Annotated in this window: 18 protein-coding genes; 3 read left to right on the top strand and 15 right to left on the bottom strand. The window is 61.2% G+C overall.

Features of this window, described 5'->3' with window-relative positions:
* Positions 1 to 47: 47 nt before the first annotated feature.
* The 12 genes from lpxC to ACS5RD_RS11970 all read right to left on the bottom strand — a co-directional run bounded on the left by lpxC (position 48) and on the right by ACS5RD_RS11970 (position 12,408).
* Positions 48 to 965 carry a UDP-3-O-acyl-N-acetylglucosamine deacetylase gene (gene lpxC, locus ACS5RD_RS12025; protein ID WP_489927624.1) on the bottom strand — a complete coding sequence of 306 codons (918 nt, stop codon included), beginning with the start codon at positions 963 to 965 and terminating at the stop codon, positions 48 to 50.
* 200 nt (positions 966 to 1,165) lie between these two features.
* The gene (gene ftsZ, locus ACS5RD_RS12020; RefSeq protein ID WP_489927623.1) at positions 1,166 to 2,794 is read right to left on the bottom strand and encodes a cell division protein FtsZ; all 1,629 of its coding nucleotides are present in this window, start codon (positions 2,792 to 2,794) and stop codon (positions 1,166 to 1,168) included.
* Positions 2,795 to 3,007: 213 nt separating this feature from the next.
* Positions 3,008 to 4,342, bottom strand: coding sequence for a cell division protein FtsA (ftsA, locus tag ACS5RD_RS12015; protein WP_054005088.1), 1,335 nt, complete (start codon positions 4,340 to 4,342; stop codon positions 3,008 to 3,010).
* A complete protein-coding gene (locus tag ACS5RD_RS12010; RefSeq protein WP_489927622.1) occupies positions 4,339 to 5,163 on the bottom strand; it encodes a cell division protein FtsQ/DivIB in 825 nt (274 codons plus the stop codon). The genes ftsA and ACS5RD_RS12010 overlap by 4 nt, the downstream gene beginning before the upstream one ends.
* A 68-nt stretch (positions 5,164 to 5,231) precedes the next feature.
* Positions 5,232 to 6,152 carry a D-alanine--D-alanine ligase gene (locus ACS5RD_RS12005; protein ID WP_489927621.1) on the bottom strand — a complete coding sequence of 307 codons (921 nt, stop codon included), beginning with the start codon at positions 6,150 to 6,152 and terminating at the stop codon, positions 5,232 to 5,234.
* Between the two features lie 43 nt (positions 6,153 to 6,195).
* On the bottom strand, positions 6,196 to 7,119 hold the full coding sequence (gene murB / locus ACS5RD_RS12000; protein WP_489927620.1) for a UDP-N-acetylmuramate dehydrogenase: 924 nt from the start codon (positions 7,117 to 7,119) through the stop codon (positions 6,196 to 6,198).
* Between the two features lie 31 nt (positions 7,120 to 7,150).
* Positions 7,151 to 7,396, bottom strand: coding sequence for a DUF2484 family protein (locus tag ACS5RD_RS11995; protein WP_489927619.1), 246 nt, complete (start codon positions 7,394 to 7,396; stop codon positions 7,151 to 7,153).
* On the bottom strand, positions 7,393 to 7,659 hold the full coding sequence (locus tag ACS5RD_RS11990; protein ID WP_489927618.1) for a DUF2484 family protein: 267 nt from the start codon (positions 7,657 to 7,659) through the stop codon (positions 7,393 to 7,395). Before ACS5RD_RS11990 ends, ACS5RD_RS11995 begins: the two co-directional genes overlap by 4 nt.
* Entirely contained in the window at positions 7,656 to 9,065 is a 1,410-nt protein-coding gene (murC, locus tag ACS5RD_RS11985; RefSeq protein WP_489927617.1) for a UDP-N-acetylmuramate--L-alanine ligase, read from the bottom strand. The genes ACS5RD_RS11990 and murC overlap by 4 nt, the downstream gene beginning before the upstream one ends.
* An 8-nt stretch (positions 9,066 to 9,073) precedes the next feature.
* Entirely contained in the window at positions 9,074 to 10,153 is a 1,080-nt protein-coding gene (locus ACS5RD_RS11980; protein ID WP_489927616.1) for a UDP-N-acetylglucosamine--N-acetylmuramyl-(pentapeptide) pyrophosphoryl-undecaprenol N-acetylglucosamine transferase, read from the bottom strand.
* Entirely contained in the window at positions 10,153 to 11,316 is a 1,164-nt protein-coding gene (locus ACS5RD_RS11975; protein ID WP_054005096.1) for a peptidoglycan glycosyltransferase FtsW, read from the bottom strand. Before ACS5RD_RS11975 ends, ACS5RD_RS11980 begins: the two co-directional genes overlap by 1 nt.
* A gap of 174 nt (positions 11,317 to 11,490) precedes the next feature.
* Positions 11,491 to 12,408, bottom strand: coding sequence for a fatty acid desaturase (locus tag ACS5RD_RS11970; protein ID WP_489927615.1), 918 nt, complete (start codon positions 12,406 to 12,408; stop codon positions 11,491 to 11,493).
* 68 nt (positions 12,409 to 12,476) lie between these two features.
* On the opposite strand from ACS5RD_RS11970, the gene ACS5RD_RS11965 reads away from it, so the two are divergent.
* Complete coding sequence (locus ACS5RD_RS11965; protein ID WP_489927614.1) at positions 12,477 to 13,376, top strand: helix-turn-helix domain-containing protein; 900 nt, start codon at positions 12,477 to 12,479, stop codon at positions 13,374 to 13,376.
* Here the strand turns inward: ACS5RD_RS11965 and ACS5RD_RS11960 are convergent.
* Genes ACS5RD_RS11960 through ACS5RD_RS11950 form a run of 3 tightly spaced genes read right to left on the bottom strand, consistent with a single transcriptional unit; the run spans position 13,370 to position 15,447 of the window.
* Positions 13,370 to 13,861, bottom strand: a complete 492-nt coding sequence (locus ACS5RD_RS11960; protein ID WP_489927613.1) for a lipocalin family protein — start codon at positions 13,859 to 13,861, stop codon at positions 13,370 to 13,372. The genes ACS5RD_RS11965 and ACS5RD_RS11960 overlap by 7 nt on opposite strands.
* Positions 13,849 to 14,394 (bottom strand): hypothetical protein, encoded by a 546-nt coding sequence (locus ACS5RD_RS11955; protein WP_489927612.1) that lies wholly within the window; start codon positions 14,392 to 14,394, stop codon positions 13,849 to 13,851. The genes ACS5RD_RS11960 and ACS5RD_RS11955 overlap by 13 nt, the downstream gene beginning before the upstream one ends.
* Positions 14,395 to 14,403: 9 nt before the next feature.
* Positions 14,404 to 15,447, bottom strand: a complete 1,044-nt coding sequence (locus ACS5RD_RS11950) for an aldo/keto reductase (RefSeq protein WP_489927611.1) — start codon at positions 15,445 to 15,447, stop codon at positions 14,404 to 14,406.
* A gap of 151 nt (positions 15,448 to 15,598) precedes the next feature.
* On the opposite strand from ACS5RD_RS11950, the gene ACS5RD_RS11945 reads away from it, so the two are divergent.
* Together ACS5RD_RS11945 and ACS5RD_RS11940 are read left to right on the top strand one after the other, a co-directional pair.
* Complete coding sequence (locus ACS5RD_RS11945) at positions 15,599 to 16,159, top strand: YceI family protein (RefSeq protein ID WP_489927610.1); 561 nt, start codon at positions 15,599 to 15,601, stop codon at positions 16,157 to 16,159.
* Entirely contained in the window at positions 16,160 to 16,699 is a 540-nt protein-coding gene (locus ACS5RD_RS11940) for a cytochrome b (protein WP_489927609.1), read from the top strand.
* The last annotated feature ends 9 nt before the right edge of the window (positions 16,700 to 16,708 follow it).

Here is a 16,708-nt window from a genome sequence, read left to right as displayed (position 1 = left end):
AGAAAAATCGCAGGCGCAAAACGGCTTTCACGCTTTGCCGAATGGTTTTAGCCGCGCAGAGGCAGATCACCACGATGAACGCCAACGCCGGGCAGCTTTCCGCCCGCAAGGCCTTCACAATCTTGCTCAATCCAAGCGCCGGGCGTGGCAAAAAGCACGCGCAAAAGCCGGTTGGTCATCGCGTGTCCCGCCCGCTCACCGGTATAGCGGCCAAGGATCGGCGCACCCGCCAAAGCCAGATCGCCCAAGGCATCCAGCATCTTGTGGCGCACCGGTTCATCCGAATGGCGCAAACCACCCGGCGACAGCACTTTCGCGCCATCAAACACCACAGCGTTTTCCAGCGTACCACCCAAAGCCAGCCCGCGCTCTTGCATCGCGATCACATCGGCGTTGCGGCAAAAGGTGCGGCTGTCCGAGAGTTCACGCACGAACGCGCCGTTCGACATGTTCAGCACTTTCGATTGCTTGCCAATCGCGGCATCCTCGAAATCAATCTTGAAGTCGATTTCCAGCATGTCAGACGGTTCCAGCCGGGCAAATGCCGCGCCATCACGCACTTCAACGGTGCGCAAGATACGGATCGCCACCACGGGGGCGTTTTGCTTCACGATGCCTGCGTTCAGAAAGCCTTCAACGAAGGGCGCAGCCGAACCATCAAGGATCGGCACTTCCGGCCCGTCAATCTCGATCACCGCGTTGCTGATCGCCGAACCAGCCAGCGCCGCCATAACATGTTCGATGGTCGACACGCTTGCGCCAGCGGAATTGGCCACAAGCGTGCACAGTTTCGACGGCACAACCGCATCCCAACGCGCGGGGATCAGCGCATCGCCTGATACATCCGAGCGCAGGAACCAGATGCCATGGTCCGCTGCCGCAGGATGCACTTTCATCGTAACGGCAGCACCCGAGTGCAAGCCGAAGCCGGTAAAGACAGCCGTGGTTTTCAGCGTATGTTGCAACGGAACTCTCCGAGACGTTAACTCTTTGGCCAGACCTATGGCCGCAGCAATGATCTAAGTCCGCGGGGGCGTTATCTCAACTCACAGTTTGTAACGGAGTGTAACAGGATTCTAAAGGCATAAGGCATTGATCTAAAAAGAAAAAGGCCCGGATATTTCCGGGCCTGTTACGTTCGCGTTAAGTCGTCTCTATACCCGACTCAGTTGGCCTGACGGCGCAGGAAGGCCGGAATCTCGATCCGCTCTTGATCTGCCGACAGTTCCTGCTCGTCATCATAGGCGGTGACGGGCGGTTGCTGACGCGCGGACTGCTGGCGTTCCTGCGGCTGTTCAGCTGCCCCGCCCGCCATACGGTTGATCAGACTGCCGATGCCAAAACGCGCACGCTCGGCGGATTTCGGTGCGGGCGCTGGGGCCGCCATCCGCTGTTGCGGTTGTTGCGCGGGCTGACGGGCCGCACCGGCTTGCGACGGCGATTTCGACACAGCGGCTTGCAGACGGGCCAGAGCCTCGGGCGACGGCGTGCCAGCGGCGCGCGGACGCGGGGCGACAAAGCTGCCTGCGTCATTGTCCAGCGACAAGGGTGCCGGAGCCTGCGCACGCGGCTGTTGCACCGGAGCTTGTTGTGCCGGGCGGTAAACCGGGGTCGGCAGATCGTCTTCCATCATCTCTTCAGCGTGATCGTGGAAGCTGGGCTGCTGGGCGTGGAACAGATCCTGCGCCGGGGCTTGATATTGCTGCGCCGCAACAGGCTGTTGCACCGGAGCGGGCGCTGCCGCTTTCGGCTCGGGGGCCGCGGCGGCTGGCGCGAGGGGTTGCGCCATCGAGCGGCGGGTGGCGGGCATCTCAGCCCGGTTTTGGCCAACGTCGATGCCCGTGGCGACCACGGAGACCCGCAATGTGCCCTCCATCGAGGTGTCCAAGGTGGAGCCCACGATGATATTCGCGTCAGGATCGACCTTTTCGCGGATGATGTTGGCGGCCTCATCAAGCTCAAACAGCGTCAGATCATAGCCGCCAGTGATGTTGATCAAAACACCCTTGGCGCCATGCAACGAAATCTCATCGAGCAGCGGGTTGGCGATGGCTTTCTCGGCAGCCTCAACCGCGCGGTTGTCGCCGGTGGCCTCACCGGTGCCCATCATCGCCTTGCCCATCTCATCCATCACCGCGCGCACGTCGGCGAAGTCGAGGTTGATCAGGCCGGGGCGCACCATCAGATCAGTGACGCCCTTAACGCCTTGATACAGCACATCATCCGCCATCGCGAACGCATCGGTGAAGGTGGTTCGTTCGTTTGCGAGGCGGAACAGGTTCTGGTTCGGAATGATGATCAGCGTGTCGACAACTTTTTGCAGCGCAATGATGCCGTCTTCGGCCTGCTTCATCCGTTTGTTGCCTTCAAACTGGAAGGGCTTGGTGACAACGCCCACGGTCAGCACGCCCAATTCACGCGCGGCTTGCGCGATGATCGGGGCAGCCCCGGTGCCAGTGCCGCCACCCATGCCCGCAGTGATGAAGCACATATGCGCGCCTGCGAGGTGATCGACGATTTCTTCAATCGTCTCCTCAGCCGCAGCTGCCCCAACGGTCGGACGCGCCCCTGCCCCTAGACCCTCAGTCACCCGCAGACCCATCTGGATCTTCACCGGCGCGTTCGATTGTTGAAGCGCCTGCGCGTCGGTGTTGGCGACAACGAACTCGACCCCCTCAAGGTTCTTCTCGATCATGTTATTGACGGCATTGCCGCCCGCGCCACCGACGCCAAACACCGTGATACGCGGCTTTAGCTCTTCGCGCGCCGAGGCCATGATCAGATTCAATGCCATTTTTATCCGCCTGTTCTTATTACGCGGGCTGCCGCCGCCGGTTTGCCGTATCGGTCTTCCCCCGCCTGTCCCGAAGCAGAGTGTGCCGAATTATCCTCAATTCTATCCACAGATAGCCCGAAGGTCACGCAAAAAACACACTGGCCCCACAAAATATGGGGCCAGTGTTGCTGGTATTAGCGGTATTTCGCCAATGTTACCCGATTTAGCGGATTACCAGTTGTCCTTAAACCACCGGAAGGCACGTTTGAGGGATCGCGCCGGGTAACGTTCGGCCGGAATGTCGAAATCCCACCACTCGTCTTGCGGATGGGCGGCGAACAGACACAGGCCCACGGCGCTGGAAAAAGCAGGCCCGGTTGCCGCCTGCGGCAGACCCTGCACCCGCAAAGGCCGACCCATGCGGACGCGCTGGCCAAGGATACGGCTGGCCAATCCATCCAGTCCGGGGATCTGGCTTGCGCCCCCGGTCAGCACGATCTGCTGGCTGGGCAGGCTGTCAAAACCCGCCGCGTCTAAGCGAGCGCGGACTTCTTCCAGAATTTCCTCGACCCGAGGCCGCATGATGCCGATCAGCTCGGTGCGCGAAATCTGACGACGGTCTTTCTCCCAATCGCCCGAATCGCCACCCATCTCGATCATCTCGCGGTCATCCATGCCCGTCGCATGCACGCCGCCGTGCTTGGTCTTGATGCGTTCCGCCACCACCAGCGGCACTTGCAGGCCCTTCGAGATATCCGAGGACACATGATCGCCGCCCATCCGCACGGAATCGGCGTAGATCATGTGCTTTTTCATAAAGATAGAAATGCCGGTCGCACCGCCGCCCATATCAATACAAGCCGCACCGAGTTCCTGTTCGTCCTCGACCAGCGAGGAAATCCCCGAAACATAGGCCGACGAGGCAATACCGGCGAGTTCCAGATCACAGCGCTTGATGCAATACAGCAGGTTCTGCACCACCGAGGCATCGACCGACAGCATATGCAGATCGCAGGCCAGACGATTGCCGATCTGCCCACGCGGATCGCCCAGGCCCGAGCGATGATCCAAAGCGAAGTTCACCGGCTGTGCGTGCAAAATCTCACGCCCATCGCCGAAATCCGGCACATCACAGGCCGCCAGCACGCGGGCCACGTCTTGCTCGGTCACCACCGAATCCTGCAATTCCCATTCGCCAGCAAGGCCATAGCTGCGCGGTTCGGCCCCCGAGAAGCAGGCGATCACATGATCAACCCGCACATTCGCCATTTTCTGCGCGGCTTGAACCGCCGTCCGAATAGCCCGCTCGGTTTCATTCATCACCGCGATTTCGCCAAACCGCACGCCGCGCGACCGCGTTGTCGCAGCCCCGATCACGCGGAACGATGATTGCCCGGCCATCGGCCCCACGCCATCCTGATCGCGGTCATCCTCGATGCCGTCAAACCGCAGCACCAGACAGGCGATCTTCGAGGTGCCGACATCCAAAATCGCCACCACACCGCGCTGCATCGCTGCCCGCCGCATGTTGCGCATTGCGCGTTGGGATTGGTAAAGGTCTGTCATAATCCGCTCTCCGTCGTCGGTGCCAGCCCTTGCGCACGGCGGACTTCGTTCATCGCGAACGGAGCCAGCCGGATCGCCGGGCGGTCTTGATTTCTTAGGTCTATCGAAAGAATGTCGCGTTCTAGCAATTTATCAGAGGCGTTCAGCGCCAGCAGGCGTTCGACCGCCGCCACCGGGTTCACCGAGGGCAGCAAGATGCTCTGATCACGGTCCAACACCAGATCCCAGCGGCGTTCGCCCACGCGGATCAACCCACGCACACGGGGAGCGATCGGTCGAGCGGTGTCGAAAATCGCCAAAGCTTCTGGCATCGCCGCATCTGCGCCCTCGCCCGCCACCAGCGGCAAATCGGCCCGATCCGCGCGCGCAGACAGCCCCGCCACACGGTGGCCGGTGGCATCCAGAAGCTGCAAACCAGCCGCCCCGCGCCACACCACGACTGGCACACGCTCGGTCAAGATCACTTGCAGCACGCCGCCCGAGCGAACGCGCAATTCGGCAGAGGCGACCGCGTCTAAGGCTTCGGCCCGGGCGCGCAGCTCGGTCATATCCAGATCAAACGAGGATTGCGGCAGCTTCAGTGCCAGCTTGGCCCGCACCGCATCGGTCAGATCGCGCGAGGCACCCTCAACCGACAAAAGCCCTACGCGAAACTCGGGACGCTGTTCGAACTTGGTGCGCAGATCGACAAAGCTTTGCACAATAGCAGCGCGGCGGGCGTCGCTGTACAGCACTCCAGAGGCGATCAGCGCCACCACCGTCAACGGCAGTCCCAGACGGCAGACCACCCGAAACAGCGGCGTCAACCACAGCCGTTGCATCCGGTATTGCCACCGGCTTGGCGCAGGATCACGGCGGATGCCATTAGCTGGAAGTGAGCGATTGCGGCCTAGCGATTGCATGAGGCGTCCTCCACCATCCAAGCGCAGAACGCGGGGAAGGAGATGCCGAAGTGGCCCGCTTGTTCGGGGGCCAGCGAGGTTGGGGTCATCCCCGGCTGGGTGTTGGTTTCCAGCAGGATCAACCCCGCCAGACCGCGCGCTTCATCCCAACGGAAATCGGTGCGGCTGACGCCCCTACAGCCAAGGGCGTTATGGGCGCGCAGGGCGTAATCAAGGCAGGCGGCGGTGATGTCTTCGGGCAACTCAGCGGGCAAAACATGCCGCGAGCCGCCAGTTTTGTATTTCGCATCAAAGTCATACCAGCCGTTGGTGATGATGTCAGTCACACATAGCGCCCGATCCCCCATCACCGCGCAGGTCAATTCCCGCCCCGGCGCATAGGTTTCCACCATCACCCGCTCCGGCATGGTTTCCGCCAGACGCGGCGCATTGCTGCCCTCGCGGACGATATAAACCCCAACCGAGGAGCCTTCGTTGTTCGGTTTCACCACATAGGGCGGCGGCAGGATATGGCCTTTACTGACGTCTTCCCGCGCAACCAGCACCGATTGCACGATCGGCAGGCCAGCGGCGGCAAAGACTTCTTTCGCGCGCGCCTTGTCCATCGCCAAGGCCGAGGCCAGCACGCCAGAATGGGTGTAGGGAATTTTCAGCCATTCCAGCAGGCCCTGAACGCAGCCATCCTCACCCCAACGGCCATGCAAAGCGTTGAAGCAAACATCAGGTTTGATTTCAGCCAGCCGTGCGGGCAAGTCGGGGCCGCAATCGACCTCAACCACCTGATACCCTGCTTCCCTAAGTGCTGTCGCGCATTCACGACCAGAGACCAGTGAGACTTCCCGCTCTACGGAAGGCCCACCCATCAACACCGCCACTTTGGAAGCCGCTTTTGATAAGCCGCCCGCCATCTACTGCCTCATCCAGACCTTTTTCGGTCCATGATATTGTTATTTATGCGATACGTTCGCCGACCCGCATAATTTCCCACTCTAACGTGATACCGCTCTGTTGGAAAACCCTTTTTCGCACTTCCTCGCCTAAATCTTCGAGATCGGCGGCACTGGCCTCTCCGGTATTGATCAGGAAATTCGAGTGCATCGGCGACATTTGGGCACCACCCAGCGAAAACCCGCGCATCCCCGCATCGTCGATGACTTTCCATGCCTTTAGCTCGTGGCTGTCATCCGCGCGACCTGTGCTGGAATGGCCGACCGGATTGCGGAAGGTTGACCCTGCCGAGCGGTCTTTCGTCGGCTGGCTGGCGTCACGTTTGGCGATTTGATCGGTCATCCGCGCCTCCAGCATCACCGGATCGCCGGGCGCTGCGCGGAAGGTCGCGGCGACGACCACCCAACCCTCGGGCAACTGGCTTTGACGGTAAGCCAGCTTAAGATCGGCGGCGGCAAGTTCGACAACCTCACCCTGCCGCGTCACGCAACGCACCGAGATCAGGTGATCGGCGACATAAGACCCATAGCAGCCCGCATTCATCCGCACCGCACCGCCAATAGAACCCGGAATGGTGCGCAAAAACGTCAGATCCAGCCCCGCCTCGGCGACTTTGCGGGCAACATGGGCATCCAACGCCGCAGCACCTGCCGTAACGGTGCCGTCGCAAGTAATCGCGTTAAAACCCCGCCCCAACCGGATCACCACCGCGCGCAGACCACCATCGCGCACGATCAGATTGCTGCCGACCCCCATCGGGAACACCGGCACATCGGGGTCAAGCGCGGCCAAGAAACTGCACAAATCCGCCTCATCGGCAGGTTGAAACAGCCAGTCGGCTGGCCCACCGACACGCAGCCAGGTAAGGTCTGCCAAAGGGCGATGCGGCGTCAAAGTGCCGCGAACGGGGGGCATTGTATTTGTCATGCCCGCCTTTTTAGGCAAATTGCGCCAAGCCTCAAGCCCCAACCCGCGCCCGGATCCACCGCCACAGATACCTGAGCGGCCAGCGGAGCACCGATCCGGCCGCGAGCAGAAAGGCCAGACCCAACCACGGGCCATTTTCATAGCACAGCCAGATCAGCAGCGGCAGACCCACCGCAATCAGCCAATAGGCATTGCGCCAGTGGTAGTCTTTGCTGGGCAACATGCCCGTAAGATTGGCCACCACCAGCCAGATCAGCCCGGCGACCAGTGAGATCATTTCCGCAAATCCGGCGGCAGTTCGACGGGCAGGCCCAGGCCACGGCGGGCGAAATAGATCAGCGGGCGGCGGAACATCGACAAGAACGCAAACAGACCCAGCCCGACCCAAAGCAAGCCATGCGTTAGGCCGATCCAGAGCAACAGCACCGGGGCCAGCACCAGCAACGTCATCCCCGGCACCATCTGTTGCTTCATCGGCAGCATGGCGGTGATCGTCGCGGCGATCACCCAGAGGCAGCCCATGATCAGCGGCAGGCTCATGCGGCTTTGCCCGTCAGCCGTGCGGGCAAGCCATTCGCCCAAGCCGAGATCGAACCTGCGCCAAGGCAAACCACCATATCGCCGGGCTGCGCTTGTTCTTTCACCAGCCGCGCCAGATCAGCCTCATCGGTGATGGCGCGGGCGTGGCGGTGGCCGTGGGCGATCAGGCCGGCCACCAGATCATCGCGGGATGCGCCCAGAATGGGGTCTTCACCTGCGGCGTAGACTTCGGCGATGGCCACCACATCGGCCTCATTGAAACAGGTGCAGAATTCCTCAAACAGATTCGACAGCCGCGAATAACGGTGCGGCTGATGCACCGCGATCACCCGGCCCTTGGTGGCCTGACGCGCGGCTTTCAGCACAGCGGCGATTTCCACCGGGTGATGGCCGTAATCGTCGATGATGGTGACACCATTCACTTCCGCCACTTTGGTAAAGCGGCGATTGACGCCTGCAAATCCAGCCAAAGCCTCGCGGATTTCTTCTTTCTTCATACCCAGATGCCGCGCCACCGCAATCGCCGACAACGCATTCGAGACGTTGTGATCCCCAGGCATTGGCAGCACGCAGCCCTCAATGACAGCCCCCTGCCCTTCGCCCTGCAAGGCCACATCAAAATGCGCAACACCGTTGTCATAGGTCAGGTTCACCGCCCGCACATCGGCTTGGGCGTTAAAGCCAAAGGTTACCACACGGCGGTCGGTGACGCGGCCAACCAAAGCCTGCACCTCGGGATGATCGGTGCAGCACACCGCGAGGCCATAGAACGGCACGTTGGAGACGAAATCATAGAAGCCTTTGCGCAGGGCGTCGAAGGTGTGCCAATGCTCCATATGTTCGGGGTCAATGTTGGTCACAATCGCAATCGTGGCGGGCAGGCGGTTGAAGGAACCATCCGACTCGTCAGCCTCCACCACCATCCACTCGCCTTCTCCGGCACGGGCATTCGAGCCATAGGCATGGATCACCCCGCCGTTGATCACGGTCGGATCAAAGCCCCCCTTGTCGAGCAAAGTCGCCACCATCGTCGTGGTCGTGGTTTTGCCATGCGTGCCCGCGATGGCGATATTCGAGCGCAGCCGCATCAATTCCGCCAGCATTTCGGCACGGCGCACCACCGGAAGGCCACGCCGCCGCGCCTCCTCCAGTTCCGGGTTACCCTTTTTGATCGCCGAAGAAATCACCACAACCGCCGCTTCGCCGATATTGCTTGCCGCTTGGCCCTCAAAGAACACCGCCCCCAAAGCCACCAGTCGATCGGTGATTTTTGAAGCCTTCGCATCCGAACCCTGCACCCGAAAACCCTGCGTCATCAGCACTTCGGCGATGCCCGACATGCCAATACCGCCGATGCCCACAAAGTGGATCGGCCCCAGTTCCATCGGAAGTTTTGTCGCGTTCATCGTCTCTCCTAACTCGCCAAAGCCTCAACCAGCGCCACCAAACGGTCGGTCGCATCTGGCCGTCCCTGTGCTTGCGCCTTACGCGCCATATCTTCCGCCCTTGGCGGATTTTGCAGAACTGCCGCCATTTGGGCGCTTAAGCCGCTCGCATCAAGCTGAGCCTCTGCGATCAGCACGGCTGCCCCCGCGTCAACCAAACCGCGCGCGTTGGCGGTTTGATGATCGCCCATCGCCGCCGCGAACGGCACCAGAATCGAGGGCCGCCCGATCACCGAGATATCCGCCACCGACGATGCCCCCGAGCGGGAAATCACCAGTTGTGCCTCGGAGAGCCTGCGCGGAATGTCGGTGAAAAACGGCTCCACTTCCGCCCGCACGCCAGCATCGGCGTAAGCTCGCACCACTGCCGCCAAATCCTCCGCCCGCGCCTGATGTGCCACCCGCAGGTGCCGCCGCAGGCTCTCTGGCAAGGCCGCCACCGCCGCAGGCACCACTTGCGACAGGATGCGCGCGCCCTGAGAACCACCGATCACCAGCAGTTCCATCGGATAATCGCCGGGCGCAATATAGCCTGCCCCTGCGCGTTCTAAAACCGAAGCCCGCACTGGATTTCCGGTATGAATACCCTCCACGCCCGAAGGCAAAGCCGTCGGCCAAGTGCCACAGGCCACCTTATCGACGCGCCCAGCGAACAGCGTATTCACCCGCCCCAACACGCCATTCTGCTCATGAATCATCCGGGGCCTGCGCAAAATCCACGCCGCCGTCAGCGCCGGGATCGACGGATAGCCGCCAAAGCCCACGACCACATCGGGCCTGTCGCGCAAAGACGACAGCAGCGCCGAGACGATGCCGCCCGCAATCCGAAACGGCACCGCCAACTTGGCCGCCAGCCCACCGCGCGCGAAGGTCGCCGAGGACAACTCGACAATCTCAACCGCCTTTGGAAAGCCCCCAGCATAGCGTGCCCCCCGCGCGTCGGTCGACAGCTTCACCCGCCAACCCTTCGCGATCATTGCCTCGGCCAAAGCCTGCGCCGGGAACATATGCCCGCCGGTGCCGCCCGCTGCGATCAACAGCAAAGGCATCAGCGCCCCCGCTTAAAAATATCAGACATCTGACCCTGCGGACGGCTGCGCGTCATCGCCAGCAACATGCCCACGGTAATCCCCGCCGCGATCACCGAAGACCCGCCATAGGACACAAACGGCAAGGTCATCCCCTTGGCAGGCAGCAAGCGCACCGCCACGCCCATGTTGATCATCGCCTGCACCCCGAAAATACAAGCCAAACCCGTGCCCGCGAGCCGGGTGAACGGATCACGCTCACGCGTCAGCCGCACCAGACTGCGCACCACCACCGTCGCGTAAAGCGCGATGATCACCAGCACCAGAACAAGGCCGTATTCTTCCGCCGCGACCGCGATGATGAAGTCAGTGTGCGCATCCGGCAGCGTCCATTTCACCTGGCCCTCGCCGACGCCGACCCCAAAGAAGCCGCCCTCTTGAATGGCACTGGTGGCATAGCCCATCTGGCTGCGTGGATCGACATCCGAGTTCAGAAAGCCATCAATCCGCCGCGCGAAGTGTTCCGAGGAATGATAGGCGGTAAAGCCACCCAAACCCGTTAACCCCACTGCCGTCACGATCAGAATCATCGGCGCGCCCGAGACGAAATAGATCACGCCCCAACCAAACAGCACCAGCATGGCCTGGCCGAAATCCGGCTGAAACGCCAGAAACAGCACCACGGTCACGGTCAAAGCGAAGGAAATCAGTCTGCCGGGCGGGCCGTTCAGGTCTTGGCTAGAGGCCATCAGCCAAGCGATCACGATCATAAAACCGGGCTTGAGAAACTCAGACGGTTGCACCGAGGCAAAGCCAAAGCTGAACCAGCGGATCGCACCCTTGCCAAAATCGGTGCCAAACATCGGCAACAGCATCAGCGCCAGCATCGACACCGCAAAGCCCAGCACGCCAAGCCGGCGCACCATCGCAGGCGACATCATCGACACGCCGAAAATCGCGGCCAAAGCCATGCCGCCGAAAAACGCCTGTCGTGTGACATAGTAATAGGGGTCAAGCCCGTTGCGCTCAGCCAAGGGCACCGAGGCCGCCAGGCCCAGCAGCAACCCGATGGCAAACAACACCAACACTGCCGTCAGCGTCCATTTGTCAATCGTCCGCCACCAGCGGGGAATCACCGGTTCCGATACCCTGCTGGGCATCGAGCCATAGACCATCTCAGTCATGGAAAATCCGCCTGTATTTTCGTCTGCTCTGCCGATACCAGGTTTCCCCGATACTGCCGGGTTGTCCCGGTCTAAGGCCAAGACTAGCCAAAACGGATCACAAAGGCCAGCAGAAACAAGGGGTCACGAATCACTTCTGTGGCGATTCTCCGCCGCAAAAGCCGTGCGCCGCCGCTACAGCTGATCCTGCCCGGCAGCATCGTGCCGAACCGGCCAGATCGGATGCGGCACCGGGTCTTTTGCGTGCCAGAAATACTGCCGGATGATCTGGCCATAGCTGCGATAGACGTAGGCCTCATTGCGGCGCAGGTAATGCTCGCGCCGACTGGCATACAGCGCTGGCAACTCATACCACGGCACAGCCGGATGCATGTGATGCACAACGTGGAAATTGTTGTTCAAAAACAAATAGCTGAGCGGGCCGCGATCCTCGATCACCACGGTGCGGGCGCGAAACGCCTCATGCGCGCGGTGCTCCAGATAGGTGCGGATTTTCAGCAATGCCGTGCCGAGGTAAACTGCCAGCAGATAGGCCCAAATCGGCATCCCCACCCATTGCAGCCACAGCACCAAGGGCACCAACCCGATAAGATGCAGCCCCCACGCTAGCAAAACCCGGCCATCGCCCGCGCGCAGCAAGGCCAGTTCATCGCGCAGAAAGATATAGCTGCCCAAAGCGGGGCCAAGCAGCACCCGCCCGGCCAAGGTATTGTTCCAGCGCAGCAAAACCTGCAGCAGCGGCGCGGTTTTGGCCCAGACAGCAGGTTCCATATAGTTCGACTCTGGGTCATCATAGGGGTCTGTCAGCGCCGGGTCGAAATGGTGCTGCAAATGCATGTCCTTGAAGCGCAGATAGGGCACGAAGGGCATCAGCGCCGGAAACACCAGCGCCTCGTTCACCCACTGCGCACGGAACGGATGGCGATGCAGCACCTCATGCTGCAAGGACGAAAACTGCGCCAAGGCGATCCCGGTGAGAAGGATCGACACCGCGCCCGTGCCGGGCCAAACCCAGCCGCCCACTGCAAAGAGGGTATAAGTTCCCAGCAACACCGCCACAGTTGGCCACTCGATAACGCGACTCTGCGGCATATCTTTCCTCATCAAGGGGTTATGGGCGTATGCTAACACTTGCCAAACCGTGGCGGAACTCAGAGGATATGCAACATCTCATCACCATTGCGGATAAAAACAAACAGATGCCGGATTTTATCGACAAACGCGACCGCGCCCCGCTGTTTCGCATCCGTCTGGCCGAGGCGATGGCGCAGCAGGGCACCAGCCAAGCTGCCCTAGCCCGCGCCACCGGGGCGGATCGCTCGACGGTTTCGGCCCTGCTCGCCCCCGGCATCCGGCTGCCCAATGCGCAACTGACCGCCGATTGCGCCACCGCTTTGGGGGTGTCTTGCGACTGGCTTCTCGGCATGACCGATCGGCCCGAGCCGGTGGATGCGCTGCTTGCCAGTTCCGTCACCCTTTCCGAAGCGCCGCGTGCTTTGTTTGACCAAGAGCTCATCGGCTGGCACCGTGCGGCGGCTGGCTACAAAATCCGCCATGTCCCCGCCAGCCTGCCCGATATGCTGAAGACGCCCGAGGTGGTGGCGTGGGAATATGCCGACTACCTTGGCCGCTCGGCCGATCAGGCGATTGCGGCGTTTCAAGATCAGCTGGATTGGATGAAATCCGCGCAATCCGATTATGAAATCGCCATGCCACTGCATGAAATATCAAACTTTTCCAGAGGCTTAGGCTATTGGTCTGGCCTGCCGCTTTCCGCCCGCCAAGCGCAGATGGATCATCTGATTGCGCTTTGCGACACGCTCTATCCGTCGCTGCGGCTGTATCTGTTCGACGCGCACCGGGTCTATTCCAGCCCGGTTACGGTGTTCGGCCCGCACCTTGCCGCTGTCTATCTCGGCCGCCAGTACATCGTGTTTCGCGACCCTGACCGGGTGCAATCCATCCTGCAACATTTTGACGGACTGGTGCGCGCCGCCCCGTTCGGCGCGCGTGGCGTGCGCGATCATCTGGCGCGATTGCAGAGGGTTATGGATCAGTAAACCACCAGCCGCCGCAGATCATAGCCGTTCCATTCCAATATATCCCGCGCCGCTTTCAGCCGATCCGGCGGGAAAGTCCCGCGGTTCAAGATAAAGCCCAGCCGCCCATTCGGGCTGCCGACCACCAACGTGCGATAATCGCCATCGGCCCACAAAATCCACCACGGCCCCGGCTGCCCCGGCACCGCAAACCGCCCGACGGTATCGGATTGCATCGGCCCCGTCCCCGCCATCTGCACGCCAGATTCGCACAAACGGTAGCGGATTTGCAGCCCGCCCGCGCCTTGAGAAATCTCGGCGCCGCCCGGCTTGCACCCCTCGCCGCCGAAAGCCGCCACTTGGCTCCAACTGCCAACCAGACGGTTTTGATCCATCACCGCATTGGAATACATCGGCGCATCCGGCGCGCGGTAGCGCCCCACCGCCACGGTTTTCGGGGCAGCCGCACAGGCGCTCAGCAGCAAAAGCGCGATCAATCGATACAAAGGGTCACCATTGCGCCATTATCCTGCAAAATTTCATTACAGCCAAACAAAGGCGCGATTGGCGCACAAGTATTTGATCTGGCAAGGCAATCACCCTCGCAATCGCTTTTCTTACGGCAAGATTTGCCCGCATCGCGCATCCTACGCACGCAACTCATCCCGCCCGCTTTGCCTGCGACGGCCCATTGCCCCCCCTTTTTGACACAGGCCAGTTCTTCCGGCCCAAGCACCCGCGCTGGTTCTTCGGCCACCGGCGGCATCGCGGCTTTGGCGGGATCGACAGCTGCGGGATCGGGCTGCGCTGGTGTAACTTGCGCGGATGTAGGTTGTACTGCGTCCGGCTTTGCAGGTTTCACGACATCCGCCGCTGGCTTGGCCGGATCAGCCGCAACCACAACAGCTGGCGCATCCAAAGAGATCACCGCAATCGCATCGCCGGTGATCGGATTGGCGGTATCACTGGGCTTCGCCAGTTTGCCGCCGCCCAAGGTGCAGCCCGCCAACACAACCGCCAAAATCATGCAAAACCGCATCGCGCGCACCTAGTATGGCATCGGATGCGCGCGATGCGCGGCATCAATTTCGGCCAAAACCTCAGCATCCAACTCGACATCTGCAGCCCCCAAAGCCACTTCAAGCTGTGCCAGATTGGTGGCGCCAATGATCGGAATACAGGGGAACGGTCGCGTCAGGCAAAACGCAATCGCCATCTGCGCCGGATTCAGCCCGTGCCGCGCCGCAATGCCCAAATAGGCCTCCACCGCCGGAAACACCTGTGGCGTGATGCGCCCCGACAGCGTCGGATTAAGCGCCCGCCGCGTACCTTCCGGGATCACATCGCCGGCATATTTGCCCGTCAGCAGCCCGGTGGCCAAAGGCGAGAACGCCAATAGCGGCATGTCTTCCAGCGCCGAAAGTTCGGCCCAATCGCTGTCAAACTGACGACACAGCAGCGAATACTCATTCTGCACCGCCGCCATTCGTGGCAAACCATGCTTGTCCGCCAGCGCCAGCCAGCGTCCTGCTCCCCAGACCGATTCATTGGAAAGTGCAATATGGCGGATTTTCCCTTCAGCAATCAGATCGGTCGATACCTCAAGCATTTCAAGCATATGCGCTTCAATGTTCGCCTTATCCCCGCCCCTCGGGTCAAAGTGCCAAATGTCGCGAAAGTGATAGGCGGCGCGATTGGGCCAGTGCAGTTGATACACATCAATGTAGTCGGTATTCAACCGCCGCAATGAATCCTCCGCCGCCGCCCGCATCACCGCTCCGGTCAAGGGCGCGCCACCGCGTACCGCGTCCTGCCCCTCTCCCGTTACCTTGGTCGCCAACACCAGCCGATCACGCCCACCCCGCGCCGCAAGCCAGCTGCCAATGATCTCCTCGGTGCGCCCCACGGTTTCAGCCCGTACCGGATTGACCGGATACATCTCGGCGGTGTCCCAGAAATTCACGCCGTGCCCCAGCGCCATATCCATCTGGGCATGGCCGTCAGCCTCGGAGTTCTGGCTGCCCCAAGTCATCGTGCCCAGTGAAATCGCCGATACCGAAAGCCCCGTCTGCCCCAATCGCACTTGCCGCATCGCGCCCTCCTGTTTCAGCGCAGACTAGGCGGCGCGCCCCGACAAGGAAAGCCCCCGTGCAGGACCCGATCAGACTGAAGTCTGACCTCACGCGAATTTGCGCAGTCTTGACCATTTTAATGTTACATTACCTCAGGATAAGGAGGCTTACATGCGCATGCTGCTGTTGCTTTTGGCGCTCGGTGCCAGCCCCGCCTTCGCTGCCCCTGCCAAATATACCCTGCAACCCGATGCATCGCTTATCGGGTTTGAAACTGATTTTGGCACCGATAAAATCACCGGGCAAATGCCGATCACCCGCGCCGATCTCACGCTCGATTTTAAGAATGTCAGCGCCAGCCATGTTGCCGTGACGCTGGATTCCGCCCATGCCGAGGCCTCGTTTCCCTTTGCGGCTCAGGCGATGAAAGGGCCCAAGGTACTGGATTCGGTGGATTTTCCGCAGATAAGTTTCGAGAGCACCTCGGTGACCGCCAAGGGCGAAGGCGCCGAGGTCAAGGGTCGTGTGACCATTCGTGGCGTCACCAAGCCCATGGTGATGCTGGCGATGATCTGGCGGCAGAAGGGGCATCAGGCGGGCGATCTCAGCCATCTGACCATCCGGCTGACGGGTGCGGTCAACCGCTCGGATTTTGGCGCGGTGGGCTGGTCGGACATGGTCGGTGATCAGGTGCGCCTAGATATTCTGGCCCGCATTGCACGCAGTGACTAGATGTGGCGGAACTCTCCCAGCCATTTTGGCCGCATCTCGCGCCTGCTGCATTGGACCATGGCGGCGCTGATCTTGGCTTTGCTGGTGCTTGGCACGGCACTTGGCTGGATTAAGCCCAATCTTTCGACGCTTTGGCTCTATGGCCTGCACAAGACCATGGGGCTGACGTCACTCAGCCTCGCCGTGATCCGGTTGATTTGGCACCGCATCAGCCCGCCGCCACCGCCGCTTGGCCCCACTGCGCACTGGCAAAACCGCGCCGCCCGCGCCACGCATCTCGCACTTTATCTGCTGATGCTGGCGATCCCGCTGTCCGGCTGGATCGCCAGTTCCGCCACGGGTCTGGATGTGGTGATCTTTGGCCAGATCACCCTGCCCGCCATCACTCCCACTTCGGAAGCGCTTGAAAACGCTGGCTTTGCCATGCATGGCATCCTGACTAAGCTGCTGATGGCGCTGCTGCTGGCCCATATCGCGGGTGCGGTTCTGCGTGGGCTAAAGGGTGACGGTACGCTGCGGCGCATCACAAAAGGCTTATAATCCCGGTCT

The organism is Cypionkella sp. PAMC25878 (assembly GCF_058135695.1).
This window is presented reverse-complemented; position numbering and strand designations above follow the sequence as displayed.

Coding starts and splice junctions, on each gene's coding strand:
- ftsZ (WP_489927623.1), bottom strand. CDS start 2,794: ATGGCATTGAATCTGATCATGGCCTCGGCGCGCGAAGAGCTAAAGCCG.
- ftsA (WP_054005088.1), bottom strand. CDS start 4,342: ATGACAGACCTTTACCAATCCCAACGCGCAATGCGCAACATGCGGCGG.
- ACS5RD_RS12010 (WP_489927622.1), bottom strand. CDS start 5,163: ATGCAACGGCTGTGGTTGACGCCGCTGTTTCGGGTGGTCTGCCGTCTG.
- ACS5RD_RS12005 (WP_489927621.1), bottom strand. CDS start 6,152: ATGGCGGGCGGCTTATCAAAAGCGGCTTCCAAAGTGGCGGTGTTGATG.
- murB (WP_489927620.1), bottom strand. CDS start 7,119: ATGACAAATACAATGCCCCCCGTTCGCGGCACTTTGACGCCGCATCGC.
- ACS5RD_RS11995 (WP_489927619.1), bottom strand. CDS start 7,396: ATGATCTCACTGGTCGCCGGGCTGATCTGGCTGGTGGTGGCCAATCTT.
- ACS5RD_RS11990 (WP_489927618.1), bottom strand. CDS start 7,659: ATGAGCCTGCCGCTGATCATGGGCTGCCTCTGGGTGATCGCCGCGACG.
- murC (WP_489927617.1), bottom strand. CDS start 9,065: ATGAACGCGACAAAACTTCCGATGGAACTGGGGCCGATCCACTTTGTG.
- ACS5RD_RS11980 (WP_489927616.1), bottom strand. CDS start 10,153: ATGCCTTTGCTGTTGATCGCAGCGGGCGGCACCGGCGGGCATATGTTC.
- ACS5RD_RS11975 (WP_054005096.1), bottom strand. CDS start 11,316: ATGACTGAGATGGTCTATGGCTCGATGCCCAGCAGGGTATCGGAACCG.
- ACS5RD_RS11970 (WP_489927615.1), bottom strand. CDS start 12,408: ATGCCGCAGAGTCGCGTTATCGAGTGGCCAACTGTGGCGGTGTTGCTG.
- ACS5RD_RS11965 (WP_489927614.1), top strand. CDS start 12,477: ATGCAACATCTCATCACCATTGCGGATAAAAACAAACAGATGCCGGAT.
- ACS5RD_RS11955 (WP_489927612.1), bottom strand. CDS start 14,394: ATGCGGTTTTGCATGATTTTGGCGGTTGTGTTGGCGGGCTGCACCTTG.
- ACS5RD_RS11950 (WP_489927611.1), bottom strand. CDS start 15,447: ATGCGGCAAGTGCGATTGGGGCAGACGGGGCTTTCGGTATCGGCGATT.
- ACS5RD_RS11945 (WP_489927610.1), top strand. CDS start 15,599: ATGCGCATGCTGCTGTTGCTTTTGGCGCTCGGTGCCAGCCCCGCCTTC.
- ACS5RD_RS11940 (WP_489927609.1), top strand. CDS start 16,160: ATGTGGCGGAACTCTCCCAGCCATTTTGGCCGCATCTCGCGCCTGCTG.